The organism is Eggerthella sp. AM16-19 (assembly GCF_003474385.1).
Lineage (GTDB): Bacteria > Actinomycetota > Coriobacteriia > Coriobacteriales > Eggerthellaceae > Senegalimassilia.
Genome location: NZ_QUCY01000001.1, coordinates 28477 through 51349, shown reverse-complemented (window position 1 = coordinate 51349; position 22873 = coordinate 28477). Strand labels below are relative to the sequence as shown.

At 63.9% G+C, this 22873-nt stretch carries 32 protein-coding genes, 1 tRNA gene and 1 pseudogene; 24 read left to right on the top strand and 10 right to left on the bottom strand.

Going from position 1 to position 22873, the window contains the following annotated elements:
• Positions 1-77: 77 nt before the first annotated feature.
• From DW178_RS00310 to tig, 4 genes are all read right to left on the bottom strand, one after another.
• Positions 78-2753, bottom strand: a complete 2676-nt coding sequence (locus DW178_RS00310) for a valine--tRNA ligase (protein ID WP_118349175.1) — start codon at positions 2751-2753, stop codon at positions 78-80.
• Position 2754: 1 nt separating this feature from the next.
• Positions 2755-4107: an ATP-dependent Clp protease ATP-binding subunit ClpX gene (gene clpX / locus DW178_RS00305; RefSeq protein WP_118349174.1), complete on the bottom strand. Its 1353-nt coding sequence runs from the start codon at positions 4105-4107 to the stop codon at positions 2755-2757.
• A 14-nt stretch (positions 4108-4121) separates the two neighbouring features.
• Complete coding sequence (locus tag DW178_RS00300; RefSeq protein WP_042433952.1) at positions 4122-4742, bottom strand: ATP-dependent Clp protease proteolytic subunit; 621 nt, start codon at positions 4740-4742, stop codon at positions 4122-4124.
• Positions 4743-4924: 182 nt separating this feature from the next.
• A complete protein-coding gene (gene tig / locus DW178_RS00295; RefSeq protein ID WP_052297823.1) occupies positions 4925-6307 on the bottom strand; it encodes a trigger factor in 1383 nt (460 codons plus the stop codon).
• Between the two features lie 253 nt (positions 6308-6560).
• Here tig and DW178_RS00290 point away from each other — a divergent pair, with 253 nt between their 5' ends.
• Positions 6561-6923, top strand: a complete 363-nt coding sequence (locus DW178_RS00290) for a hypothetical protein (RefSeq protein ID WP_114620725.1) — start codon at positions 6561-6563, stop codon at positions 6921-6923.
• Between the two features lie 311 nt (positions 6924-7234).
• Here DW178_RS00290 and sstT read toward each other — a convergent pair whose 3' ends face one another.
• From sstT to DW178_RS11630, 6 genes and pseudogenes are all read right to left on the bottom strand, one after another.
• Positions 7235-8473: a serine/threonine transporter SstT gene (sstT, locus tag DW178_RS00285; RefSeq protein ID WP_042433947.1), complete on the bottom strand. Its 1239-nt coding sequence runs from the start codon at positions 8471-8473 to the stop codon at positions 7235-7237.
• 101 nt (positions 8474-8574) lie between these two features.
• Positions 8575-8660, bottom strand: a tRNA-Leu gene (locus DW178_RS00280).
• A 154-nt stretch (positions 8661-8814) separates the two neighbouring features.
• Entirely contained in the window at positions 8815-10344 is a 1530-nt protein-coding gene (locus DW178_RS00275; RefSeq protein WP_199669200.1) for an NYN domain-containing protein, read from the bottom strand.
• Positions 10345-10488: 144 nt separating this feature from the next.
• On the bottom strand, positions 10489-11955 hold the full coding sequence (locus tag DW178_RS00270; protein WP_118349172.1) for a recombinase family protein: 1467 nt from the start codon (positions 11953-11955) through the stop codon (positions 10489-10491).
• 2 nt (positions 11956-11957) lie between these two features.
• Positions 11958-12440 carry a LexA family protein gene (locus DW178_RS00265; RefSeq protein ID WP_286168397.1) on the bottom strand — a complete coding sequence of 161 codons (483 nt, stop codon included), beginning with the start codon at positions 12438-12440 and terminating at the stop codon, positions 11958-11960.
• Between the two features lie 36 nt (positions 12441-12476).
• A pseudogene (locus tag DW178_RS11630) lies at positions 12477-12638 on the bottom strand (helix-turn-helix domain-containing protein); the annotation flags it as partial.
• Between the two features lie 101 nt (positions 12639-12739).
• Here DW178_RS11630 and DW178_RS00260 point away from each other — a divergent pair.
• The 23 genes from DW178_RS00260 (at position 12740) to DW178_RS11475 (ending at position 22777) form a co-directional block, all read left to right on the top strand.
• Positions 12740-12937, top strand: coding sequence for a helix-turn-helix domain-containing protein (locus tag DW178_RS00260; protein WP_117637851.1), 198 nt, complete (start codon positions 12740-12742; stop codon positions 12935-12937).
• 28 nt (positions 12938-12965) lie between these two features.
• Positions 12966-13304, top strand: coding sequence for a hypothetical protein (locus DW178_RS00255; RefSeq protein ID WP_118349170.1), 339 nt, complete (start codon positions 12966-12968; stop codon positions 13302-13304).
• Positions 13305-13307: 3 nt separating this feature from the next.
• Entirely contained in the window at positions 13308-13553 is a 246-nt protein-coding gene (locus tag DW178_RS00250) for a hypothetical protein (RefSeq protein ID WP_118349169.1), read from the top strand.
• 88 nt (positions 13554-13641) lie between these two features.
• Positions 13642-13842, top strand: coding sequence for a hypothetical protein (locus tag DW178_RS00245; protein ID WP_117637854.1), 201 nt, complete (start codon positions 13642-13644; stop codon positions 13840-13842).
• On the top strand, positions 13830-14228 hold the full coding sequence (locus DW178_RS11225) for a hypothetical protein (protein WP_158551308.1): 399 nt from the start codon (positions 13830-13832) through the stop codon (positions 14226-14228). The genes DW178_RS00245 and DW178_RS11225 overlap by 13 nt, the downstream gene beginning before the upstream one ends.
• On the top strand, positions 14225-14590 hold the full coding sequence (locus DW178_RS11220; RefSeq protein ID WP_158551309.1) for a RusA family crossover junction endodeoxyribonuclease: 366 nt from the start codon (positions 14225-14227) through the stop codon (positions 14588-14590). The genes DW178_RS11225 and DW178_RS11220 overlap by 4 nt, the downstream gene beginning before the upstream one ends.
• Positions 14587-15144 carry a hypothetical protein gene (locus DW178_RS00235; RefSeq protein WP_117765305.1) on the top strand — a complete coding sequence of 186 codons (558 nt, stop codon included), beginning with the start codon at positions 14587-14589 and terminating at the stop codon, positions 15142-15144. The genes DW178_RS11220 and DW178_RS00235 overlap by 4 nt, the downstream gene beginning before the upstream one ends.
• Before the next feature lie 42 nt (positions 15145-15186).
• Positions 15187-15483: a hypothetical protein gene (locus tag DW178_RS00230; protein WP_117765307.1), complete on the top strand. Its 297-nt coding sequence runs from the start codon at positions 15187-15189 to the stop codon at positions 15481-15483.
• The gene (locus DW178_RS00225) at positions 15471-16754 is read left to right on the top strand and encodes a ParB/RepB/Spo0J family partition protein (RefSeq protein WP_118349168.1); all 1284 of its coding nucleotides are present in this window, start codon (positions 15471-15473) and stop codon (positions 16752-16754) included. The genes DW178_RS00230 and DW178_RS00225 overlap by 13 nt, the downstream gene beginning before the upstream one ends.
• Complete coding sequence (locus DW178_RS00220) at positions 16755-17765, top strand: DUF1351 domain-containing protein (protein ID WP_117637859.1); 1011 nt, start codon at positions 16755-16757, stop codon at positions 17763-17765. It abuts the gene before it with no gap.
• A gap of 1 nt (position 17766) precedes the next feature.
• Entirely contained in the window at positions 17767-18339 is a 573-nt protein-coding gene (locus tag DW178_RS00215; RefSeq protein ID WP_199410671.1) for an ERF family protein, read from the top strand.
• Positions 18340-18693: a hypothetical protein gene (locus DW178_RS00210; RefSeq protein WP_117637860.1), complete on the top strand. Its 354-nt coding sequence runs from the start codon at positions 18340-18342 to the stop codon at positions 18691-18693.
• A complete protein-coding gene (locus DW178_RS00205; protein ID WP_118349167.1) occupies positions 18690-19262 on the top strand; it encodes a single-stranded DNA-binding protein in 573 nt (190 codons plus the stop codon). The genes DW178_RS00210 and DW178_RS00205 overlap by 4 nt, the downstream gene beginning before the upstream one ends.
• Positions 19263-19281: 19 nt before the next feature.
• Entirely contained in the window at positions 19282-19983 is a 702-nt protein-coding gene (locus DW178_RS00200) for a conserved phage C-terminal domain-containing protein (RefSeq protein WP_117637862.1), read from the top strand.
• A complete protein-coding gene (locus tag DW178_RS00195; protein ID WP_118349166.1) occupies positions 19967-20695 on the top strand; it encodes an ATP-binding protein in 729 nt (242 codons plus the stop codon). The genes DW178_RS00200 and DW178_RS00195 overlap by 17 nt, the downstream gene beginning before the upstream one ends.
• Complete coding sequence (locus DW178_RS00190; protein WP_118349165.1) at positions 20682-21077, top strand: hypothetical protein; 396 nt, start codon at positions 20682-20684, stop codon at positions 21075-21077. The genes DW178_RS00195 and DW178_RS00190 overlap by 14 nt, the downstream gene beginning before the upstream one ends.
• Positions 21074-21322 carry a hypothetical protein gene (locus tag DW178_RS00185; protein ID WP_147363780.1) on the top strand — a complete coding sequence of 83 codons (249 nt, stop codon included), beginning with the start codon at positions 21074-21076 and terminating at the stop codon, positions 21320-21322. Before DW178_RS00190 ends, DW178_RS00185 begins: the two co-directional genes overlap by 4 nt.
• 11 nt (positions 21323-21333) lie before the next feature.
• Entirely contained in the window at positions 21334-21543 is a 210-nt protein-coding gene (locus DW178_RS00180) for a DUF3110 domain-containing protein (protein WP_118349163.1), read from the top strand.
• Entirely contained in the window at positions 21540-21731 is a 192-nt protein-coding gene (locus DW178_RS00175) for a hypothetical protein (protein ID WP_117637866.1), read from the top strand. Before DW178_RS00180 ends, DW178_RS00175 begins: the two co-directional genes overlap by 4 nt.
• A gap of 2 nt (positions 21732-21733) precedes the next feature.
• Entirely contained in the window at positions 21734-22240 is a 507-nt protein-coding gene (locus tag DW178_RS00170) for a hypothetical protein (protein ID WP_118349162.1), read from the top strand.
• Positions 22241-22242: 2 nt separating this feature from the next.
• Entirely contained in the window at positions 22243-22428 is a 186-nt protein-coding gene (locus DW178_RS00165) for a hypothetical protein (protein ID WP_117637868.1), read from the top strand.
• Positions 22425-22646 (top strand): hypothetical protein, encoded by a 222-nt coding sequence (locus DW178_RS00160; RefSeq protein WP_118349161.1) that lies wholly within the window; start codon positions 22425-22427, stop codon positions 22644-22646. Before DW178_RS00165 ends, DW178_RS00160 begins: the two co-directional genes overlap by 4 nt.
• Positions 22643-22777 carry a hypothetical protein gene (locus tag DW178_RS11475; RefSeq protein ID WP_264297873.1) on the top strand — a complete coding sequence of 45 codons (135 nt, stop codon included), beginning with the start codon at positions 22643-22645 and terminating at the stop codon, positions 22775-22777. Before DW178_RS00160 ends, DW178_RS11475 begins: the two co-directional genes overlap by 4 nt.
• Positions 22778-22873 lie beyond the last annotated feature (96 nt).

Genomic DNA, 22873 nt, shown 5'->3' with positions numbered 1-22873 from the left:
GACACGATTGGACAGTATACCGCCATTGCCCTTATCGTGCAAGTTATTTGGTCCGCTAGCTGCGAATTCCTTCACAACTACCCAAGCTCGGCCAGCTGAGCCTCGACACGGGCCAACTGGTCCTCGATCTCGGCGAGCTTGGCGCGGTCCTTCTCCACGATCTCGGGAGCGGCCTTCGCCAAGAAGCCCGGATTGGACAGCTTCTTAGAGAACTTGGCAGCATCGCCGGCCAGCTTCTTCTGCTCCTTGGCAAGACGGCTGCGCTCGGCATCGAAATCGACCATGCCAGTGAGCACGCTGTACACCTCGGCGCCCTCGACCACCACGGCCGCGCTCTCAGCGGGCTTGGACGCGCCTGCGGCGACCGCGAGCTCGGACACACATGCCATGACGGAGATCTGCGAGGAAAGTTCCTCGAGCACAGTTACGTTCTCGGGCTGAGCGTTCACCACGACCGCAAGCTCCTGCTTGGGGCTGATGCCGTAGCGGGCACGCGTGGAGCGCACGGCGCCCACGACGCCGCACAGCATGCCGACCGCGCGCTCGGCCTCGGGGTCGATCCAAGACGCAAGCGTCTCAGGCTCGGGCCACGCCGCGACCATAAGCGCCGGCTTCTCACCTTCAACCTTGGGAAGATGCTCCCAGATGGCCTCGGTCACGAACGGCATGGCCGGATGCAGCAGACGAAGCGCGTTGTCCAGCACGAACACCAGATTGCGCTGCGTCTGCAGGCGCTCCTCGCCCTCGGCGCGCAGGCTGGCCTTCGAAAACTCGATGTACCAATCGCAGAACTCGTTCCAGAAGAAGTTGTGCAGCTCGCGCGCAACCTCGCCGAACTGGTATGCGGAAATCCCCTCCGTGACAACCTTGGACAGGCGGGCCAAGCGGCTGAAAATCCACGCATCCGCCTGAGTGCGCGCCACGGGTTCGCCAGGAGTGAAGCCTTCCAGGTTACCGAGCACGAAGCGGCTGGCGTTCCAGATCTTCGTGACGAACGAACGCGCCTGCTCGGTACGCGGGCTGTCGATGAGCTCGCGGGTCTTCTTGTCGATGTTGGCATCGAAGCGCACGTCCTGGTTGTTGGTGACGAGCGTGAGCAGATTGAAGCGCATGGCGTCGGCGCCGTACTTCTCGATAAGGTCCATGGGGTTGACGCCGTTGCCCTTGGACTTGGACATGCGGGTGCCGTCCTTGGCCAGGATGGTGGCGTAGATGACCACGTCATGGAACGGGATCTCGTCCAGGAAGTAGGTAGAGGCCATGATCATGCGCGCAACCCACAGCGCGATGATATCGCGTGCGGTGAACAAAGCAGCCGTGGGATGATGCCCCTTCAGCAACTCGGTGTTGTCGGGCCAACCCTGCGTGGCGAAGGTCCAAAGCTGGCTGGAGAACCAGGTGTCCAAAACGTCCTCGTCCTGGCGCACGTGATGCCCGCCGCACTTCGGGCACACATCGGTATCTTCCATCAGCGCATCTTCCCAACCGCAATCCTCGCAGTAGAACACGGGGATACGATGGCCCCACCACAGCTGGCGGGAGATGCACCAGTCCTTAAGGTTCTCCATCCAGGTAAGGTAGGACTGCGTCCAGCGCTCGGGATGGAACTTGATCTTGCCGGAGGTGACGGCCTCGGTTGCCGGGCCCTTCAGCTTGTCGACGGCCACGAACCACTGCTCGGACAGCCACGGCTCCAACGCGGAGTCGCAACGGTAGCAATGCATGACCGAATGATGATGGTCCTCGACATGATCAAGCAGGCCATGCTCCTCGAACCACGCCACAACTGCCTCACGGCACTCCTCGCGGCTCATGCCGGTGAACTGGCCGTAGCCCTCCACGACGTGCGCCGTCTCGTCGAAGATGTTGATCTTCTCCAACCCGTGGCGCTCGCCCATGGCAAAGTCGTTGGGATCATGGGCGGGAGTGACCTTCACGAAACCGGAGCCGAAACCCGCGTCGACGTAGAAATCGGAGAAGATCGGGATCTCGCGATCCATGATGGGCAGCATGACCTTCGCGCCCACGAACTTATCCTTGTCATGGTCTTTCGGAGATACGGCAACGCCTGTGTCGCCCAGCATGGTTTCCGGACGGGTGGTTGCGACCACGATGTAGTCCTGGCCGTCGATAGGCTCGACCAACGGGTAGCGCAAATGCCACAGGTGGCCGTCTTCCTCTTTGTACTCCGCCTCGTCATCGGCGATGGCCGTGGTGCAATGCGGGCACCAGTTCACGATACGCTTGCCGCGATAAATCAGGTTGTCGTGATACCAGTCGCAGAACACCTTGCGCACGCCCTTGGCGTAATCGTCGTCCATAGTGAAGTGCGGGTCGGAGAAATCAACGGAGCAACCCATACGCTTGACCTGCTCGACGATGAATCCGCCGTACTCGTTGGTCCAGTCCCAGCACGCATCGATAAACTTGTCACGGCCGATCTCGCGACGCGAGATGCCCTCGGCGGCAAGCTTCTTGTCCACCTTGGTCTGCGTGGCGATGCCAGCGTGGTCCGTTCCCAGGATCCAACGCGTGGAACGACCGCGCATGCGATTGAAGCGAACGAACGTGTCCTGGATGGTGTCATCCATAGCGTGGCCCATATGCAGCTTGCCCGTGACGTTGGGCGGCGGGATGGTCACCGTGCAATCGCCGACGCCGGCGCTGCGACGGTAATAGTCGCCCTCAAGCCACTTGTCCAGCATGCGCTGCTCAACGGCGGCGGTATCGTAGGTTTTCGGCATTTCTTCCATGTTAGACGCTCATCTCCGGTTGTTCGGGAATAGAAGCGATCACCGGGGTGGTCTCCCCTGTGATATCGGTGGCGCGAACCACCACCGTCGAAGCACCATCGTGCTCCGGCAGGTCATACATAACGTTTTGCAGCACGCGTTCGCAAATGCTGCGCAGGCCGCGCGCGCCCGTGCCATGCTCCAAAGCCTCGCACGCGATGGCGCGGAGGGACTCGTCGGTAAACGTCAGCTCGGATTCCTCGAATTCGAACATGCGCTTGTACTGCTTGACCAACGCGTTCTTCGGCTCGGTCAGAATGCGCACCAGATCGTCCTCGGAAAGCTCGGACAAGCTAGTGACGACCGGGATGCGGCCGACGAATTCGGGGATCATGCCGAACTTGTTCAAATCCTCGGGCAGAACCTGTGCCAGCAGCGCGGCATCAGCGTGCTTTTTGGACTCGGGCATATCGGCATTGAAGCCCAAACCCGACTTGCCGACTCGCTCGGCGATGATGTCCGCCAAGCCCACGAACGCACCGCCCAGGATGAACAAGATGTTGGTGGTGTCGATATGGATAAGCTCCTGCTGAGGATGCTTACGGCCGCCCTGCGGCGGCACGGACGCCTCGGTTCCCTCGACGATCTTGAGCAGCGCCTGCTGAACGCCTTCGCCCGACACATCGCGCGTGATGGAAAGGTTCTCGGCCTTACGGGCCACCTTGTCGATCTCGTCGATGTAGATGATGCCGATCTCGGCTCGCTCGATATTGAAATCAGCAGCCGTGATGAGCTTGAGCAGGATGTTCTCGACGTCCTCGCCGACATAGCCGGCTTCGGTGAGCGTGGTCGCATCCGCGATGGCAAACGGAACCTGCAGCGTACGGGCGAGGGTTTGGGCAAGCAGCGTTTTACCTGAGCCCGTGGGCCCCAGCAACATGATGTTCGATTTCGCAAGCTCGACATCGCCTTCCTTGGCCTGCTCGCCAAGGCTGATGCGCTTGTAATGGTTATACACCGCAACGGACAAAGCCCGCTTCGCGGCCTCCTGCCCCACCACATGCTCGGACAGCTCTGCATACAGCTCGTGGGGCGTAGGAAGCTGCGAGAGCACAAGCTCGGGGCTAGGCGCTGCATCTTGCTCCATATGGGCCTCTACAACCCTGTCGTTACCGGCATCACCCATGGCGGGTACCTGCAAACCCAGGTCGCGCATCATGGCGTCGGCGCATACGGAGATGCACTCATCGCAGATATAGATGCCGTTCGGGCCCGAGATCATGGCCGCAACCTGATGCGGATGCTTGCCGCAGAATGCGCACACGATGTCCTTGGGGTCCTTGCCCGCGTATTGATCGTCGTGTCTATCGTTCATCGAGATTATCGTTCCTATTCAGATTTGGCCATTGCCGCACGGGACGTGACGATACGGTCGACAAGGCCGTACTCGAGTGCCTGCTCGGCGGTCATGTAATTGTCGCGTTCAGTGTCGCGCTGGATGGTATCCAGAGACTGGCCGGTGTTATCGGCCAGGATCTTGTTCAGGCGCTGACGGGTTTTCAGCATGAAGTCTGCCACGATGGCGATCTCGGTCTGCTGACCCTGCGCACCGCCGGAAGGCTGATGGATGAGCACCATAGAATTGGGCAGGCACAGACGCTTTCCCTTTGCGCCGTTAGACAGCAGCACGGCTGCCATGGAAGCGCACTCGCCCAAGCAGATGGTGGAAACATCGCACTTGATGAAGTTCATGGTATCAAGGATGCCCAGACCAGCGGTCACGCTGCCGCCCGGGGAGTTGATGTAGAGGCTGATGTCCTTTTCAGGATCGGCCGACTCCAGATGAAGCAGCTGCGCGACCACGGAATTGGCGACCTGGTCATCGATCTGCTCGCCCAAGAAGATGATGCGCTCGTTGAGCAAGCGGGAATAGATATCGTAGCTGCGCTCGCCACGCGGCGACTGCTCCACAACGTAGGGGATCAGAGCAGAATGTGGGTTGAAACTCATGTAAGCCTCGCTTCTCTTGAAAAGCCGCCGCAGCGGCCAAAAGGTTTGATAGCTATAGTGCGGCAACATGGCCGCGCGCGCAAGCGCTATGACGCATTCATGGAGTAACCACAGCCCGCCCAGGCGTGCGCACGATCACGCGCGCACCTCCTGGGCGGGCTGAAAATGGCTGACAGCTTGTGCTATTCGGCGTCGTCGGCCTTGGCAGCCTTCTTGGCGGTCTTCTTAGCCGGCTTCTCGTCGGCGGCCTTCGGCTGAACCTCGGTGACAACTGCCTTGTCCATCAGGTCCGTGACGGCCTTCGTGCGCAGCACGCCCTCGCGAACCATGTGCAGCTGGCCGTTCTTGCGCCAATCCTCTTCCAGAGCGGCCGGATCCTCAACGCCGGACTTCACGAATTCCATGGTGACGTCGGCATCGGAGACCTGCATGTCGAAATGACGGGCCCAAGCGTCCAGAGCCAGGTCCTGCTTGACATTGTCAGCGGCCTGCAGCTTGATGTCATCCTTGAAGTTCTCAGCCTTCAGGCCCATCTGCTGCAGATAGGCGTCGAAGGACATGCCGGAAGCCTGCAGCTGCTGGAACAGCTCCTGCAGCAGGTTGGCCTCAGCAGCCTCGGCCATGGCGGCGGGAACCTCGACGTCCATGCGCTCGATGAGCTTGTTCAGGCAAGCGCGCTCCTTCAGGCCCGGCAGCATAGACTTCTTCTGAGCGGTCAGGCTCTCAGCCAGGCGCGTGCGCAGCTCCTCGACGTTCTCGAAGCCCAGGGTCTCCTTGACCCACTCATCGGTGACCTCGGGGAGGATCTTCTTGCGGACGGCTTTGACCTCGACGTCGAAGTGGATCTTCTCGGTCTTGTCCTTGAGGGCGCGCAGCAGAACGGGCGGGTTGGCCGGCATGTCCAGGTCGAACTCTGCGGTCTGGCCCTTCTTCAGGCCCACCAGCTTCTCCTCGAACTCCTCGGGCAGAAGGCCGGCGCCCATGGTGTAGGGGCGCTCCTCGGTGGACAGGCTCTCGATGGCCTCGCCCTTGTCGTCGGTGGACTTCATGGCGATGGTCAGCTCGGAGTCGACCTTGACCTTGGTGTTGGCCGGGGCATCCTTGAACGTGAAGTAATGCTCGCGGAAGTGCTCGATCTGGTCCTCAATCTCCTCATCGGTGGCCTCTTCGCCGGGAAGCTCGATCTCGACGGGCTCGTAGCTGTCCAGCTCGACCTCGGGCTTGCACTCGATGGTGAAGGTGTAGGAGTACTCCTTGCCGTCCTCGACCAGGCCGGGCTCCTCAGCGAACTCGGGCTTGCTAATCGGGAACAGGCCCTTTTCGTCGATGGCGATGGGGGAAAGGCCGTTCACCACTTCGTCGGCGACGGAAGCGCGGACGGCGTCCTTGCCCAGAGCGTTATCGATAATGGGACGCGGGGCCTTGCCCTTGCGGAACCCGGGGAAGTTGTACTTGTTAGCGAATTCCTTATACGTATTCTTGATACGGGCGTCGACGTCCTTGGCATCGAGGGTGATGGTCACCTTCGCGCGGTTGCCCTCAAGAGCCTCAACTTTAGTTTCCACGTAGCTATCCTCCATCGTTACTTGCTCATAGGTGCTATAGCGCACCGACCTGTTATTATGGCACATTCCACCCGCTCGATAAAGCTGAGGTCCCGCGTTCACGAACGAACCACGGAAACGCAAGCATCGACCGCGCAATGGGACGCGGGAAAACCACCGCGCCGCTTGCCACATTTGCCTACCAAAACGAACCTGTTCAGGGTATCATAACTATGTCTGAAAACGCACACTCAACGCACCAGAGGAAATCATCATGGCTTCCATCGAATTGAACATCCTGCAAGAGCGGGAACTTGGCCGCTTGCTTGATTACGAACGCGCAACCTGCACCGTCGACGGCGAGCTGGTCTATCGCTGCGCATTCCCGTTGCGTCCCGACGATGATCTGCAGCGCGAATTGATCGAACGAGGCGCGCTTGCCAAACGTCCGGACGATCGTCGAGGCACTGTGGTAGCCATCACCACCGACGGCTACTCCTACTTCCCCGCAAAACGCAAGGAGCAGGAAGAGCGCAACCGAGACAAGCATCATGACACCCGACTTGTGGGTCTTTCAGCTTGCTTCGCTGCTGCATGTGTGATCATCGGCTTTTTGTTGGGCAGGTTTGTGGGATAGCACGCAATCCCCTCTTCCATAAACGATTCAAGGGCGCTGAGGCGCCCTTTTTCGTTGCCACCGCGTATACCCCTCAAAATGCCATCGAGCGTCAATGGCGATGCCACACTCAGCGTGCCCCCGGTTTGCCCATGCTTGTCGCAACCGTTCCGCCCTTGGTGGTTTTTGATATCCGTCAACGACATCCAGCGGCCATGCCCACCCCAAAACCCTCCTAAGCAGACCCCGAACGCCAACACGCAAAACGCAAGAAAGGGGCGCGACATGCGCCCCTTTCAAAGTGTCGGGATATTCAGCTTACCGCTTAGACCCTACGCATCCGCGCCGGGCTTGAAATCGCGGCCCTCGCGACGCCACTGCATGTACTCGGCGGAAGCCGCGAACAGCACGTCGGTGGAGGAGTTGATAGCCGTCTCCACGGAGTCCTGGATGACACCGATCACAAAGCCGATGCCGACGACCTGCATGGCCACATCGTTGCCGATGCCGAACAGGCTGCAGGCAAGCGGGATGAGCAGCAGGCTGCCGCCGGCGACGCCGGAAGCGCCGCAAGCGGACACAGCGGAAAGCGCGCCCAGGATGACAGCGGTGCCGAAACCGACCTCAACGCCCATGGTGTGCGCAGCCATCATAGCCATCAGAGAGATGGTCACAGCGGCACCGCCCATGTTGATAGTTGCGCCCAAGGGAATGGACACGGAGTAGTTGTCCTTGTTCAGGCCCAGCTTCTTGCACAGCTCCATGTTCACAGGGATGTTAGCCGCGGAGCTGCGGGTGAAAAACGCCGTAACGCCGGAGTCCTTCGTGCAACGCCACACCAGCGGATAGGGGTTCTTGCGGAAGCACGCGAACGCCAAAAGAGGATTGGTCACGAAGGCGACCACGGCCATGGCGGCAAGGAGCACCAACAGAAGCTGACCGTACTCGGTGAAGATCTCAAGGCCGTTGGTGCTGACCGAGGTGTACACCAGGCCCATGATGCCGAACGGGGCCAGGGAAATGATCCAACGCACGACCTGCGAAACCGCGTCGGAGATAGAGGCGAAGACCTCCTTCACGCCGTCCTTGGCATGACGCAAGGCAATGCCGAGCAGCACAGCCCACGCAAGGATGCCCAGGTAATTCGCGTTGGTCAGAGCATCAACGGGGTTGGAGGCGATGGACAGCAAAAGCTTGGAGAACACCGACCCGATATCGGAAGGAGCCGCAGAGGTGTCCTGAGCCGCGGCCAAGGTAAGCTCCACGGGGAACAGGGAGCTCATCAAAACGGCGACGAACGCCGCGATGAACGTAGCAGCCAGATACAAGATCACGACCACCTTCATGGCACCGGCGCCCTTGGCGTTTGCAAGCGCGCTGATGACCAAGAAGAATACCAGGATGGGCGCCACGCCCTTCAGTGCGGAGACGAACAACGTGCCGAACATCTCGAGCACGTCGTTACCCGGCCAAAACACGCCCAAAACAGCGCCGATGACCAAACCGACGAGAATACGCTTGATCAGGCTGATGTCATTCCACTTCCGCCCGATCGCCTTCAATGTTTCCATACCATTCGTTCCTTCCCGCCCGCCTTGCCCCGCAACAGGGAAAGCAAGCTTCAGCATAAAGCAGCTGAGGGGAACATGCATGCGTGCATACTCCCCTCAAATGGTGCGGGCGAAAGGACTTGAACCTTCACGGGGGTTGCCCACCAGAACCTAAATCTGGCGCGTCTGCCAATTCCGCCACGCCCGCACGCCCATCTACGCAAAATTGCGCCTTGCAATCATAGCAAAACCTGCAGCGGGCGACAGGGTCGAATGACCGGTTATCGCTCTAAACGGCGGATTTAACCGGGTGGAAACACATGATGCGCCGAACAATGCAGCGCACTACGTAAGACGCAAGCCTATTCTTCCAGCACGGCGAAATAATCGCTGCCCCGCTTCTCAACCTTGATATCGGCAAGAGAAGCGATGTACTGCCGCATTTGACCGAACCCGTGGTCGCGAACCTTGAACGACTTGAACGTGCTGCGCACAAGCTTGGACAAATCGGCGATGCCGACCCCGTCGACGCCCGCATCGCGCACAGCATCGAAGATGAGCTGTTCGGGGGTCTGCCCGTGCATCTTCTCGGACCGTTGAGCACGAGAAGGCTTGCGACGCTTGCGAGCCGGTCTGGAGTCCCGAGCCTCAGGCTGGGCAGCACGCTCTTCCCCATCCTCCTGCGCAACAGACGCTTCGTCGGCGGCATCGAATGCACGACCGGCTTCGGAGTGGTCCGCCGATGTGGCATCAGCCTGCGCCCCATCGAAGGTTCCGACGGCAGCCGCATCAACCGAAGCCGCCCCATCATGGGAAGCATCATCGGCTCGGTCATGGGGGTGACGGCCCGTCGCAACGGCTTCCTCAGACGAGAGAGCCTCTTCGATTTCGACCTTATCCTCCAGGACAGGCTCGGCCTTATCCGATTCGCCATCGAAGGATTGCGCCCTATCGCCAGTGCTGCCGGCTTTCGAACGGGACCTGCGGGATCGGGACCTGCGGGATCGACGTGGCTTGTCGCTCTCCTGCGCTTCGGATGCACCATCCTGCGGTTCGGCGGCATTGTCATCAGCTCGGTTTTCGGAATCTGCGGGAACCGCCGTCCCCGTTCGCCCATCGTGGCCAGTTCGATCGTCGGCGGGAGCCGTGGAGCTTTCCGTCAACTCCACCATCACGCTATTGCCATCCTTGGTGATCTGAACGCTGGAGAACTCGCCGAGCAGCTTCGTAAGCTGATTAGTGCCATAGCTGCGCACATCGAAATCGGGATAGCGCTTGAGAAGACGGCTCCCAACCTCTCCAAGGCCCGTAGCCTTACCGTTATTCTGGTTATCCGTAACGATATCGGCCACAGCACGCTCGACCTGCTCGATGCTCGGCCCGCTGCCCTGCCCCGCATTCGAAGCCGCCTGCCCCCGATGGCCGCGCCGGGACGCTTTGCCGCCTTCGCCCACGAGCAGCTCAAGCGTGGTGAAGATATCGCACGCCTTGCGAAACGGAACGGGCGTCTTCTTCTCCCCCATACCGATGACGGTGAGGCCGCTTTCGCGGATGCGGCTTGCAAGACGCGTGAAATCGCTATCGCTGGAGACGATGCAAAACCCCTCGACCGATCCGGTGTACATGATGTCCATAGCATCGATGATCATGGCAGAATCGGTGGCGTTTTTACCCGTGGTGTAACTGAACTGCTGAATAGGCGTGATCGAGTTCTCAAGCAGCGAATCTTTCCATTTCGCATGCAACGTGCTCGTCCAGTCGCCATAGATACGCTTGTAGGTGATGGTGCCGTATTTTGACAGTTCATCGGTGATCGGCTTGATGTACTTTGCAGAAACGTTATCGGCATCGATGATGAGCGCAAATCGTTTCTCAGATGATTTGGAATCCAATATGTCTCCTTTTAGGGAATCTGCTCCCGTGGGCAAGATATGTCGTGCACATTGTACGACAGCGCCGCAAGTGCAAGCTGATTGCAGGCAACCATAAGCACAATGTGCGAAAAAGAAAAAGCCTCGCATATGCGAGGCTGGGATTCACATGGTGGAGCTGGCGTTCATTCGGTCGAACACCTCGCCACCTGGACCTATAGCGCCAGGCAGCGACGGATTATCGCCCAAGCCAGCAGAATCGTCAAACGTGAACGCCACGCGCAGGCCGTCGTCATCGTCGGGGCCGCCCAGCACCACGCGCGCCACGAACGTGCGCAGGAGCTGCGCGTCGTCCACCTCGGCGGCGGCCATGCCCTCAAGCCAGAACAGCGCGCGGTCGTAGTCAAGGCGGGCGGCCTCAAGGGCCTCGGCCGTGCGCAGCTCGTCCTTGAGGAGCGCCTGCCGCTGCTTCAGCGCGTCTATGCGCTCCTTGCCGCCCGGCGGCGCGATGCCCGACTCGATGGCCGTCCATATGTTAGAGAACGCCGTCTCGATCTTGGCCAGCTCGCCCTTTATGGTCTCGCTCAAGGGCTTCTCGTCGGCGCGCTCCTCCTCGGCGTCGGCCAGCATGCGAGCGATGCGCTCGCGGCTGTCGGCGCTGCCCAGGGCCTCGCGCACGGCGTCGGCCACGCGCTTCTCCACGACATCGCGGCGCACGGTGCGCCCGCAGCTGCGGCAGCGGTAGTAGTGATAGGGCCTGCCCGACTTGCCCGTTCCGCTGGTGCCGGTCATCAGCCCGCCGTCTCGCCCGTCGTAGAGCTTGCCCGTGAGCGGGAAGTCCCACGCTTCGGTCTTGGCGCGGGGCCTGTGCGAGTCCTCAAGCATCCGTATCACCCTCTCCTCGTCATCCATGGGAACGATGGCGGGCATGCCGCCGGGCACGACCACGCCCGCGTAGCGGTACTCCCCGCCGTTCTCCCGCCGCATCAGTATGCGGCGCACCGTCTGGAAGCGCCACTTGCCGCCGCGCTTGGTGCGGTACGGCTCCCAGGCGCGCACCACGTCGGCCACCGACTTGCCCGACAAGACCATGCGCACGCCCAGGCGGATGGCGGCGGCCTCCTCCTCGTTGACCACGTAGCGCCCGTCCACTATGTCCCAGCCGTAGCGCACGCAGCCATTGGCCATGCACCGCTCGGCGTTCTTCTGTATGCCGTCGCGTATGCGCTCGCCGTCGAGCGCGCTCTCGTACTCCGCCAGCACCTCCAGCATGCCCAGCTGCAGCACGCCCGCCGAGCCGTCCGAAATGTCCTCGCCCGCGTACAGTATCTCGACGCGGCAGCGGCGCAGCATGATGCGCGCCATGGCCATCTCGTCGCGGTTGCGCATGATTCGGGTAACTTTATATATGACCACGAAATCGAACAGCCCTCGCTTGGCGTCGGCCATCATGCGCTGGAACTCGGCGCGGTCGGTGTTGGTGCCCGTCTGCGCGAAGTCACAGTACGTGGCCACCACGCGCAGGTCGTTCTCGGCGCAGTAGGCGCGGGACTTCTCCACCTGTATCTCTATGGACTCGCCGCGCTGGTTGTGGCTCGAGAAGCGGGCGTATATCGCCGCGCGCCCGCCCACGGCTACTCCATCTCGTCGGCGGCCTGGAACCACACCACCGTGCCGATCACGCGCACGGGGCCGTCGTCCATGCCGAAAATCATGTCCTCGTAGTCCTCGAAGCTATCCGCCGACAGCATCAGCTTGGTGCTGCCCTTGTACCAGCGGCGCATGACCGCGCGGTAGTCCTCGGTCTCCACCACGGCGATGGACCCGTTGGCGGGCTGGCGGTCGGGGTCGACCAGCACGTGGCTGCCCTCGGGTATGACGCGGTTCATGCAGTCGCCCTCGACCTCCAGGGCGAACGCGCGCGGATGCCCGGCGCACACCGAGGCGGGCACCTCAACGCGGTGCGCTATCTCCTCCTCGTCGGCGAGCGCGCCGGCGTGCACGCGCCCGAGCGCGAGCAGCGGCACGGTGGCGCTGCTGGCCACCACGGGCATGGCACCGGCGGGCATATAGGGGCTGCCCTTGGGCTTTTTGGTCACGGGGTCAATCTGATCCATTCCGCCGTCTTCTATAAGGTGTGACTTACTAATCTGATAGCAGGCCGCCATGCGCTCAATAGCTCCCATACGGGGTTCGGAGCGGCCATTTTCCCACTGCGAAACGGCGTTACCTGTCACACCTGCAATCTCACCCAGTTCATCCTGGGTAACGTCGAAAATCTGCCGTAACTTCTTTATGTTGTCGGATATCGGCATCTTAACTCCTTCCAGGACTTAAATTTATTTTCAATTTTACCAAAATTAATCTTGACCGTGTTCTGAAGATTAATTACAGTTATGGACAGAAAGGAGGGAGTATGAAGTCACTCAAGCAGGCGCGCATGAGCAAGGGCGTAACCAAGAAGGCAATGGCTGAACATCTGGGCATTTCAGGACCTACATACGATGTTTATGAAGACCACCCAGACCGTATGCGCATCGAGACGGCTAAAAAGGCCGCCGACTTCTTGGGCTACAAACCCGAAGAAATTTTTTTCGCTTCAAACTGTAATTAGATTTACCTATCAGAAAAGGGGACACACCATGACCACCAAGAGCCACCAGCCCGAGTTCGTCGCCGAGATCATCGGCAAAACGCTCGACCACCTCATCGACGACCGCAAGCGCGTGGCCGTCAACTTCGAGCTGGCCGAGAACGGCTGCATGGAGGAGACGCACGTCAGCCTCAAGCGCCGCATCGCGGCCATGTGGGGCTTCCAGACGAGCGGCATCGAGCTTCTGGAGGCGAGCACGACCTGGTTCGAGCTCGGCGGCGTGCAGTTCAACGTCTACAGCTCCGTGCAGTTCAGCGTGAACGGCAAGGGCTGGAGCACCGACTTTAAGACCATCGCACGCGACACCGCGTACGACGAGAAGGAGTAGGCCATGCTGAACGAGGTGACCGTACGGGGGGGGTTCACCGCCCTCAACGTGAAGAGCGGCAAGTGCGTGCTGCAGTTTGAGCTGGACCCGAAGTTCCGTGACTTCATCCCCAAGCTGGTGGAGTTCACGGGGCAGATGCTCAACATCCACGTGTACGACGACCAGGAGGTGATGTTCGTGGATAGGGACACCGGTGAGGTCGCCTACGAGGACGCCCCGCTGCTTCTGCCGGGCCGCGCGGGCGAATGACCCCGATACAGCGCGCCATGTGCGACGAGTGCGCCGCCATGATGCGCGAGTTCTACAAGGACCCAGAGAACGAGAGGAAGTTCCAGGAATGGAAAAGATCAAGGGAAAGAGGGTGCGCGTCGCAGCCGGCAAGCGAAAGACGCGCACCGCAACGGTTCACTTCCGAACCGAGACCAGTGTAACACCCGAGCAGCGCCGCGAGAGGCTGCAGGCCGTTTTCGCCGCCCTGTTCGTCTGCGCGTGCATCGCCGCCACATGGGCGCTGGAGGCAACAGTATGGCCGAGGTAGACGCCAAGGCCCAGGCCCTCGTGGCCAAGGCGTGCGGCTGGGTTGCCTCGAACCCCGATACATGGGCGAAGCTGCGCCGCATCTGCTACCGCCTGATGCTGGAGGGCCACGTCATCCAGCGCGACAACGTGTACACCCTGGCGTGCCAGAACGGCATGACCGTGAGCGAGGCCAGCGAGTTCAAGCGCGACCACAACCTGTGGAGCGTGCTGTCCCGCTACATGGTGCTGCAGCGCCCCTCCATGCTGGCCGCCGTGAGCTTCCGCCGCACGCCGGTGGACTCCGTGGACCTGGTGGGCACGTGGGAGGCCATCGTGGGCCCAGCCGTTTTCGCCGCCTCCACGCTAACCGAGGCGCAGGGCATCTACGACAGGGGCGCGCAATGAGGTGCACCGTCACGGTCGAGGGCCGAATGCCGAGCCTGAACGACTACATCAGCGCCGAGCGCGCCAACCGCTACAAGGCGGCGGCCATGAAGAAGCGCGAGACGGCGCGCGTGAGGGCGGCGGCCATGCAGCAGCGCGCGCCGCGCTTCGAGCGCCGGGTGACCGTGCGCACCACGTTCTACGAGCCCGACATGCGCCGCGACGCCGACAACGTGGGCTTCGCGCGCAAGTTCGTGCTCGACGGCCTGGTGGCGGCGGGCGTAATCAAGGACGACTCCCGCAAGTACGTGGAGCAGTGCCCCGACAGGGTGCTCACCGACAGGGCGCGCCCCCGCGTGGTCGTGGAGGTGAGCGACGAGTGACCCGCCGAGACAAGGGCAGGCCACACAGGGCGTGGCGCAAGGCCGACCTCGACCGCATAGCCGAGCTGGCGGGAAAGGTGCCCGCCCGCGAGATTCGCCGCGAGCTGCGGCTGTCCAAGAACCAGTTGGATAACGCGCGGCGCGTGATCAACGCCAGCGGCGGCCACGTGTCCCTGCGCTGCTACCGCCACCGCCTGGAGCTGTGCCCGTCGTGCGGGTGCCGCAGGGCGACCCTCGGCAAGGACGGCATCTGCGAACCGTGCAGACGCCAGCAGCAGCTTGAGGCCATAGAGGCCCGCATAGCCGAGCTGCTGCCGAGGCTGACCGCAGAGGAGCGCCGCACCTACGAGCGCACCGAGTGCGGCCGAGAGAGCCGCGCCGACCCCATGCCGCAGGCCCCGGACACCTCGGGCATGAGCCGCTACGCCGCCGACAAGGCAGCAGAGGCGCACGACGAGGCCATGGAGCGGTGGCTGTGCCGCTACCTGTACCGCAGGGTCAAGGCGGCGCAGAAGCGCAAGGAGCGCATAGAGAAAAAAGTTCCGAAATCCTGAAAAGTTTTTATCACTTTTAGTTTTCCCAGTTAGGAGACCCAAATGCTCACAGAAATCATCAGCAAGACCGTCGCGGACAAGACGGTGGACAGCATCCTGAAGCGCATCGAGCGCGCCGTCCCCGTGCCCGAGCCGGGCGACGGCGGCTTCGACGCCGCCATGCGCCAGGCGTTCAACATGGGGGCCGCCTGCATGGCCGCGCAAATCAAGAACGGCCCCGTGCCCACCAAGCGCATCGCGCTCATGGGCGAGGTGGCCCGCGTGGCGTGCCGCGCCCGCCTGGTGGGCATGGAGTGCCGCGTGGTCGTAGACGAGGAGGCCCGCGCATGCAATCGCTAGAGGAGGTCGCGATCTGCGACGTGTACCCCTACGAGCGCGCCGACGGCGAGCCGATGAACCCGCGCGACTTCACCACCAGGGAGAGCGCCGAGCACATCGCGGGCCTGGCCGCGCAGTTCAAGGTCAACCGCCTCAACCCCGGCCAGCCCGTCATGAAGCCCATCCTGTACAAGGAGGGCGGCATCTACTGGATCATCGACGGCGAGTGCCGCGTGCGCGCCATGAGGGCCATCGGCACCGAGCGTTTCCTCGCCGAGGTCTACGACGACCTGGACGACGCCGAGCTGGCGCGCGTGGAGGCCGCCAAGGCCATGGTGGAGACCGACGCCAAGCTGGAGCTGACCGCCGAGGAGAAGTCGCGCGGCGTGCAGACCATGCTGGCGCTCGACATTCCCGACGAGGAGGTGGCCGTGGCCGCCCGCACCGACGCGGGCACCGTGGCCAAGGCGCGCCGCGCCGCCCGCAGGGTGCAGGACGCCGCCTACGACATGACGCTCGACCGCCTGGCGGCCATCGCCGAGTTCGAGGGCGACGACGAGGCCGTGGCCGAGCTGCGCGACTGCAAGCAGTCCGAATGGCAGCGCGTGTACGCGGGCCTGAAGGCCGAGGCCGAGCAGAGGCGCAACCGCGCCGAGGTGGTGGCGGTGCTTGCCGACGCGGGCGTCGAGTTCGTCGACGAATGCCCCGAGGGCTTCGCCGCATGCCGCACGTTTTCCGACTACCGCCCCGACCTGGCGGCGCTGGACGCCTACGTGGCCGACAACGCGGGCGCGGGGCTTCTGGCCGAGGAGACGTCGTTCGGCGTGACCCTGCTGGCGCCGGTGGCCGAGGGGGCCGACGAGGCCGCACAGGCCGCAGCCCAGCGCAAGGCCGACTTCCAGGCCGCCTACGAGGACGGCGCGAAGGCCCGCCGCGAGTGGCTTGCCGCCCACGCGGGCGACCTCAAGTCGATGCGCCGCACGGCTCTGGCGCTGACCGCGTTCGTCATGGAGGCCGAGGCCGTGGAATCGTTCGAGGAGCTGCTGGGCCGACCCATCGACCGCACGCCCACCGAGCTGGCCCTGGCCATGGGCTGGCGGGCAGCGTGGAACATGAGCGGCTGGACGGCCTGGAGCCTCATGGAAGGCGGCAGCTCCGTGTACTTCAACCGAGAGACGGTCGAGAACGTGACCATCATCTACGAGGCCATGAAGGCCGACGGCTACGAGCCGAACGCGGCCGAGACGGAAACCTACGAGGCGTGCATGGCGCGCCTGGGAAGCGAGGAGTAAATGAGCGAAGCAGTTGAGGCCGAGATCATCGAGCCCGAGGAGGCGTCAGAGCTGACCGTGGCGTACTCCCCCGCCGTGATCGAGGCCAACTTCGACGCCCTGGAGGCGCACGTGCGCAGGCTGGTGGCCGACTACGAGGGCGCGACCTACGACATGGGCAAGGACGAGAACGTGAAGGCCGCCAAGCGCGACCGCGCCTACCTCAACGGCATCGCCAAGGAGATAGACGAGCGCCGCAAGGCCGTGAGCCGCGAGTACACGAAGCCCCTGGCCGCGTTCGAGGACAGGTGCAAGGCCGTGGCGGGCATCGCGAAGCAGGCAGCCGACGGCATCAAGGCACAGCTGGACGAGGCCGAGGAGGAGCGCCAGCTGCGCGCGTACGCCAAGCTGCGGGAGCACTACGAGGAGTTCGCCGGGCTGCTGGCCCCCGTCGTGCCCTATGAGCGTTTCCACGAGAAGCAGTGGACCAACAAGACCTTCGGCGAGGTGAAGGCATTCAAGGCCCTGGAGGCCAAGGTGGAGCGCCTGGCCCAGGACTGGGAAACCCTCAAGGCGCAGTTCCAGGGCGAGCCGTTCTACGACGAGGCCGAGCGCGAGCTGTTCGCCACCCTGGACCTGGGCGCGGCCATAACGGCGGCGCACAAGGCCGAGGAGGAGCGCCGGCGCATCGCCGAGCTGAAGGCGGCCATGGAGCCGGAACCCGTGGAAGAGCCCGAACCCGAACCCGAAGCGGTGCCCGAGCCCGCGGAATGCCAGCCCGCAGAGTTCCCGCAGCCGCTTGAGCAGATGCCCGAGCCGCAGCCCGCGCCCATGCCCGCCCCGGTGCCGCCAGCGCCGCCCGCACCGGCACCCGTGGCCATGGCGGGCGACCCGTGGACGGTCGTGGTGCCGTGCGCCACGCGCGAGCAGATGCAGGGCGTCGCGGCGGCCCTCAAGGCGCAGGGCGTCGTGGGCACCATCATGCACGGCACGGTGGGCCAGGTTTACGAGCGGATGAACGGAGGCTACTAGCATGACCCAGGAACAGCAGTCCATCGACCTCATGGCGGCCGTTGCCCGCGTGCAGCGCGCCGTGGTGGTGCCCAAGGCCAAGTACAACGCTTTCGGCAAGTTCAGCTACCGCAGCTACGAGGACATAGTGGCCGCGCTGAAGGAGCCGTGCGCCAAGGAGGGCCTGGCGTTCTTCATGACCGACGAGCTGGTGCAGATAGGCGACCGCTACTACGTGAAGTCCACGGCGTGCGTGTTCCCCGCCGAGGGCGGCGAGGGCCTACTGCAGGTGAGCGCCTACGCCCGCGAGGACGAGCACAAGAAGGGCTCGGACGACGCCCAGGTGACCGGCATGGCGTCGAGCTACGCCCGCAAGTACGCGCTGTGCGGCGCGTTCGCCATCGACGGGCAGAGCGATCCCGACGCCATGGAGGAGCAGCCCGCGCCCGAGGAGAAGCAGCCGCCCGCAGACGGCCCCTTCACGGCCCACTGCCGCAGCTGCGGGGCGCGCTACCAGTTCGCCAGCATGCCGCAGTACATGGAGTTCGTGGCCAACAGCCCGTGCTGCCCGCGCCCCGACTGGCAGGTGGAGTAGATGCAGGCGCTCACCGAGGAGCTGGACGAGCTGACCGACAGGCTGGAGGCCGAGCTGAAGACCTGCAAGGAGTCGGGCTGCCAGTACGCCGAGAACGAGGCCGAGTACCGCAAGGCCCTGCGCATCGCCATCCTGAACGAGCGCCAGAAGGGCACGCCCGTCACCATCATCGGCGACGTGTGCCGGGGCCAGGAGCAGATAGCGGAGGCCAAGCGCCGCCGCGACTGCTCCGAGGCCATCTACAAGGCCTCGCAGGAGGCCATCAACGTAATCAAGCTGCGTATCCGCATGGTAGACGCGCAGATCACCCGCATCTGGAACAGCGGGGACGTAACCCAAGGAGGGTATCTATGAGCATCAACCGCGTGTGCATATCCGGCAACCTGACCCGCGACCCCGTGCTGCGCTCCACGTCTGGCGGCATGTCCGTGCTGTCCATGGGCGTGGCCGTCAACGACCGCCGCAAGAACCAGCAGACCGGGCAGTGGGAGGACTACCCGAACTTCGTGGACTGCACGCTGTTCGGCACCCGCGGCGAGAAGCTGGCGCAGTACCTCGCCAAGGGCAGCAAGGTGGCCGTCGAGGGCAAGCTGCGCTACCGCAGCTGGAACGACCAGCAGACCGGCCAGAAGCGCAGCGCGCTGGAGGTCGTGGTGGACGAGCTGGAGTTCATGAGCGGCCAGCAACAGCAGCAGGGCTACGCGCCGCAGCAGTACGCGCCCCAGGCGGCCCCGCAAGCGCCGCAGGCCCGCACGTACGGCCAGGGACGCCCCGCCCCGGCACCTGCGCCGCAGCAGCCCGCCTACGCGCCGCAGCCGGCCACTCAGCAGGCGTACGCGCCACAGCAGCCCGCGCCGCAGCAGCAGGCCATGCCGCAGCAGCAGGCCATGCCCGATCTGTACGACGAGGATATCCCGTTTTAGGGAAGACGACGGCGACACTATGGGCATGGTTATACACGACGACTTCTGGGCGGCCGCGCAGGCCATGCCCGAGAAGCAGCGCGCGCCGTTCATCTACGCCATCGTCGAGTACCGGTTCACGGGCAAGGAGCCGCAGGGCAGCCCCGCGTGGCTGCCTACCTTCCTGGTGCTCAAGGGCAGGCTCGACATGGGCGACGAGAAGAGCGAGCGCGCAAGGAAGGCGGCCAACGCCCGCTGGGGCAACAGGCCGGGGAAGGAAGACGCGGTGGACGATGCGGCGGCACGGGCGCAAGCCGATGCGCAAGCACATGCGGGAGCATATGCGGATACAGATGCAGTCGCACATGCGCAAGCAGATGCGGATGCACATGCAGGCGCATCGAGTTGCGGCAATGCAGAGGTTGAGGTTGAGGTTGAGTATATAGATAACCCCTTAATCCCCTTTGACGAAATCGTGCATGCGCTCAACGAGGCAGCCGGCACCCGCTACCGCTCAAGCAGCGCCAAGACCCGCAGGCTGATACACGCCCGCTGGGCCGAGGGCTACCGCCTCCCCGACTTCCTGGCCGTCATCGACACGATGGCAGCCGAGTGGGCGGGCGACCCGAAGATGGCCAAGTACCTGCGGCCCTCCACGCTGTTCTCGCCGAAGTTCGAGGACTACGTGAACCGCGGCCCGAGGACCCGGAAGGAGGCCGACGGCTATGCCGAGTACGACTGAGTGCCCCCACTGCGGGGCGCAGCTGGAGGTCCGCTACGTGGTGCTGGCTGGCCGCCGCACCTTCTGCGGCTGGAAGCCGTGCGGCTGCCCGGGTGCCGTGGCGGAGCGCGACGAGCGTTCGCGCCTTGAGGCCAGGGCCAAGGCCGAGGAGGCCGCGGCCAAACGCCGCCGGGCCTACGAGCGGGCCGGAATCAAGCCCCGCTTCATGACGGCCGCCTCCCCCATGGCCGAGGGCATTGCCGCGAAGGTTGAGCAAGGGCGCGGGGCGTACATCTGCGGCCCCGTGGGAACCGGCAAGACCCACCTGGCGAGCGCCGTGGCGCGGCTCCTGGTGGACGGCGGCACCAGCGTGAGGGTGACCGACATGCTGGGCGTGCTGGCCGCCATCAAGGGCACCTACGGCGGCGACGGCACCGAGGACGGCGTGCTGTCCAGGCTCTCCAGCGTGGGGTGCCTGGTGCTGGACGACCTGGGCAAGGAGTCCCCCACCGACTGGACGCTGGGGCAGGTGTTCCGCGTCGTGAACGACAGGTACGAGAACATGAGGCCCGTGGTCGTGACCACGCAGTACGGCAAGGGCGACCTCATACGCCGCCTGGCCAAGAACGGCGACGAGGAGACGGCGGTGGCCATCGTGAGCCGCCTGTCGGAGATGTGCGACAAGTACGAGCTGCAAGGCAAGGACAGGAGGCTATCGAATGGCAAACGTTGACACGCTGCCCGAGATCCTGCGCCCCCTCATGGAGGGGCCGAGCATCGAGACGCCCAGGTGCGCCGTGTGCGGCGCGCCGTGGCCGCTCAACCGCCACCACATCGTGAGGCGCGGGGCGGGCAAGCTGTTCCGCGACGGGCGCGAGGTTCCCAAGCCCACGGTGATGCTGTGCGGCAGCGGCAACGGCAGCGGCTGCCACGGGCTGGCGCACGCCAACCGGCTGCACTTCCGCTGGGTCAGGGCCGAGCAGAGGTTCAACCGCCCCGCCCCGCCGGGCTCGGGGCACTGGGAGTACCTGCTGCTGCCGGAACCGACCAAGTACGCGGATGCCCTGGCCATGGACGGCTGGGGTCGGCTGCCGAGGGGCAGGCGGTGCATGTGAGCGGGTACGAGCCTTCAAGCGGGTGGAACCTCCCGCCCGGGTGCTTCGAGTCCGACCCCAGGGCACCGTGGAACCGGCCCGACCCGTGGGAGGGCCGCACGTGCCGGGAGTGCCGCTTCTGCGGCCGCGTGCAGGGCGCTGGCGGCGAGGCCGTGTGCGCCCGCGACGCCATGACGGGCGGCGGCCCCGACGTGGAGGCGGTAGACGAGACAAGCGAGGCATGCGAGTGCTTCGAGTTCGAATAGGAGACGAAACGATGAAGAAGATCTACGCGGTGGCCACGGAGAGCGACGTGGTGCTGGCGTTCGAGAGCAGATCGGACGCAGACGAGTACGCAGGCGAGCACGACGGCATGGCGGTGCTGCCGGTGCCGTGCGTGGGGGCCTACGAGTACTCCAGCGAGAAGCCGGCCACCGACTGGGACCGAATCGCCGACGCTCTGCCGAAGGGAGGCGAACAGGCATGAGGCTGTACATGTGCGCATGCGAACGCTGCGGCAAGGAGGTGCCGGCGACCCTGGCGGGTTACGCCAAGATGGTGCTGAGGAACAGCGCGCGAATCGACGGCAAGGCAAGGGCCTTGTGCCCGGAGTGCGCCGAGAGCCTGCGGGCGTGGTTCCTCGCAGGCGCGGTGAAGCCGGAAGGAAGGGAATAGCGATGGGAATCATCTGCGATACCTGCGGGCGCGATATCGACGCCCTGGGGCAGGACAACATGGGCGTAGACGCGCCGCTGTGCGAGGACTGCTGGGGCGAGCAGCAAAGCCATACGGTAGCAGTGCCGCGTCGCGAGGCTCGCAACCTGAGGTTCGAGAACGCCCGACTGCGCGAAAAGCTGGACGCCGGGACCGAAGAGACGGCCGTGCGGAACCTGCGCAAGGGCATCGAGACGGCCTACGAGGCGAGCCGCGAGCGCGCCCTGGCGCTCACGAAGCTGGACGAGTGCGAGTTGTGGCTGGGGCGCTGCGAGCCGAGGGCGACAGCGTCACCGACGCTCAAGGGCGCGGCCCAGGACGCCGCCATGCCTTGCCTCAAGGCCGAAGAGGCGCGCGGCTTCGCGATGCCCGACGTGAACGTGGAGGTGAAGGCCGAGGTAACGGCCGAGGAGCTGGCCAAGAGCCTGCGCGAGGCCATGAAGCCGGCCATGCGGATGGCGGTGGAGTAGCCATGGAGCAGCAGACCGAGAAGCCGAAGCGCCGACCCAGCATCGAGGTGCGCTGCCCGAAGTGCGGCATGCGCGAGATCTGGCACCACCTGCCCAAGGGCGGCGACCGCTGCCGCTGGTGCGGCCACCTGTTCGAGGACTTCACCTACCGCAAGGTCGGGCCGAGCGCGAAGGAGGGGGCGCGATGACGAACTGGGAGCACCTTTTCGGCACGCCCGAGCGGGCCATCCACACGGAGACGGAGTTCCACTCGTGGCCCTTCTTCATCGCCGTGTATGAGACGAGCCGCATGAGCAGCTGCACTACCAGCAAGCGGCTGCTGGCCAGCTTCTGCGAGGAGGCCGACTACCTGGAATGGCTCAAGGCCGAGTACGACGACGGCACCGTCGAGTGGGAGGAGCGATGAACCGCCCGGGATGCAACTGGGGGTGCCTGCTGTTCATAGCGGCGGCAATCGCCATAGACGCGGCGGCCATCTACGCCATAAGGGCGCTGGCGCTCGGGCTCATGGCCATGGCCGTGGCGGCGTGCGGATAGGGGCAACCGAATACGGAAACAGGCAGAGGGCCGTCCTTCGGGGCGGCCTTTTCCGTGCCCGGCGACACGCTTGCGACCATATGGGCCGAGAGATAA

What these genes read in the sequence shown, in the direction of transcription:
- DW178_RS00310 (WP_118349175.1), bottom strand. Translation starts at nt 2,753, where the DNA reads ATGGAAGAAATGCCGAAAACCTACGATACCGCCGCCGTTGAGCAGCGC.
- clpX (WP_118349174.1), bottom strand. Translation starts at nt 4,107, where the DNA reads ATGAACGATAGACACGACGATCAATACGCGGGCAAGGACCCCAAGGAC.
- DW178_RS00300 (WP_042433952.1), bottom strand. Translation starts at nt 4,742, where the DNA reads ATGAGTTTCAACCCACATTCTGCTCTGATCCCCTACGTTGTGGAGCAG.
- DW178_RS00290 (WP_114620725.1), top strand. Translation starts at nt 6,561, where the DNA reads ATGGCTTCCATCGAATTGAACATCCTGCAAGAGCGGGAACTTGGCCGC.
- sstT (WP_042433947.1), bottom strand. Translation starts at nt 8,473, where the DNA reads ATGGAAACATTGAAGGCGATCGGGCGGAAGTGGAATGACATCAGCCTG.
- DW178_RS00265 (WP_286168397.1), bottom strand. Translation starts at nt 12,440, where the DNA reads ATGGATCAGATTGACCCCGTGACCAAAAAGCCCAAGGGCAGCCCCTAT.
- DW178_RS00260 (WP_117637851.1), top strand. Translation starts at nt 12,740, where the DNA reads ATGAAGTCACTCAAGCAGGCGCGCATGAGCAAGGGCGTAACCAAGAAG.
- DW178_RS00255 (WP_118349170.1), top strand. Translation starts at nt 12,966, where the DNA reads ATGACCACCAAGAGCCACCAGCCCGAGTTCGTCGCCGAGATCATCGGC.
- DW178_RS00250 (WP_118349169.1), top strand. Translation starts at nt 13,308, where the DNA reads ATGCTGAACGAGGTGACCGTACGGGGGGGGTTCACCGCCCTCAACGTG.
- DW178_RS00245 (WP_117637854.1), top strand. Translation starts at nt 13,642, where the DNA reads ATGGAAAAGATCAAGGGAAAGAGGGTGCGCGTCGCAGCCGGCAAGCGA.
- DW178_RS11225 (WP_158551308.1), top strand. Translation starts at nt 13,830, where the DNA reads ATGGCCGAGGTAGACGCCAAGGCCCAGGCCCTCGTGGCCAAGGCGTGC.
- DW178_RS11220 (WP_158551309.1), top strand. Translation starts at nt 14,225, where the DNA reads ATGAGGTGCACCGTCACGGTCGAGGGCCGAATGCCGAGCCTGAACGAC.
- DW178_RS00230 (WP_117765307.1), top strand. Translation starts at nt 15,187, where the DNA reads ATGCTCACAGAAATCATCAGCAAGACCGTCGCGGACAAGACGGTGGAC.
- DW178_RS00225 (WP_118349168.1), top strand. Translation starts at nt 15,471, where the DNA reads ATGCAATCGCTAGAGGAGGTCGCGATCTGCGACGTGTACCCCTACGAG.
- DW178_RS00220 (WP_117637859.1), top strand. Translation starts at nt 16,755, where the DNA reads ATGAGCGAAGCAGTTGAGGCCGAGATCATCGAGCCCGAGGAGGCGTCA.
- DW178_RS00215 (WP_199410671.1), top strand. Translation starts at nt 17,767, where the DNA reads ATGACCCAGGAACAGCAGTCCATCGACCTCATGGCGGCCGTTGCCCGC.
- DW178_RS00210 (WP_117637860.1), top strand. Translation starts at nt 18,340, where the DNA reads ATGCAGGCGCTCACCGAGGAGCTGGACGAGCTGACCGACAGGCTGGAG.
- DW178_RS00205 (WP_118349167.1), top strand. Translation starts at nt 18,690, where the DNA reads ATGAGCATCAACCGCGTGTGCATATCCGGCAACCTGACCCGCGACCCC.
- DW178_RS00200 (WP_117637862.1), top strand. Translation starts at nt 19,282, where the DNA reads ATGGGCATGGTTATACACGACGACTTCTGGGCGGCCGCGCAGGCCATG.
- DW178_RS00195 (WP_118349166.1), top strand. Translation starts at nt 19,967, where the DNA reads ATGCCGAGTACGACTGAGTGCCCCCACTGCGGGGCGCAGCTGGAGGTC.
- DW178_RS00190 (WP_118349165.1), top strand. Translation starts at nt 20,682, where the DNA reads ATGGCAAACGTTGACACGCTGCCCGAGATCCTGCGCCCCCTCATGGAG.
- DW178_RS00180 (WP_118349163.1), top strand. Translation starts at nt 21,334, where the DNA reads ATGAAGAAGATCTACGCGGTGGCCACGGAGAGCGACGTGGTGCTGGCG.
- DW178_RS00175 (WP_117637866.1), top strand. Translation starts at nt 21,540, where the DNA reads ATGAGGCTGTACATGTGCGCATGCGAACGCTGCGGCAAGGAGGTGCCG.
- DW178_RS00170 (WP_118349162.1), top strand. Translation starts at nt 21,734, where the DNA reads ATGGGAATCATCTGCGATACCTGCGGGCGCGATATCGACGCCCTGGGG.
- DW178_RS00165 (WP_117637868.1), top strand. Translation starts at nt 22,243, where the DNA reads ATGGAGCAGCAGACCGAGAAGCCGAAGCGCCGACCCAGCATCGAGGTG.
- DW178_RS00160 (WP_118349161.1), top strand. Translation starts at nt 22,425, where the DNA reads ATGACGAACTGGGAGCACCTTTTCGGCACGCCCGAGCGGGCCATCCAC.
- DW178_RS11475 (WP_264297873.1), top strand. Translation starts at nt 22,643, where the DNA reads ATGAACCGCCCGGGATGCAACTGGGGGTGCCTGCTGTTCATAGCGGCG.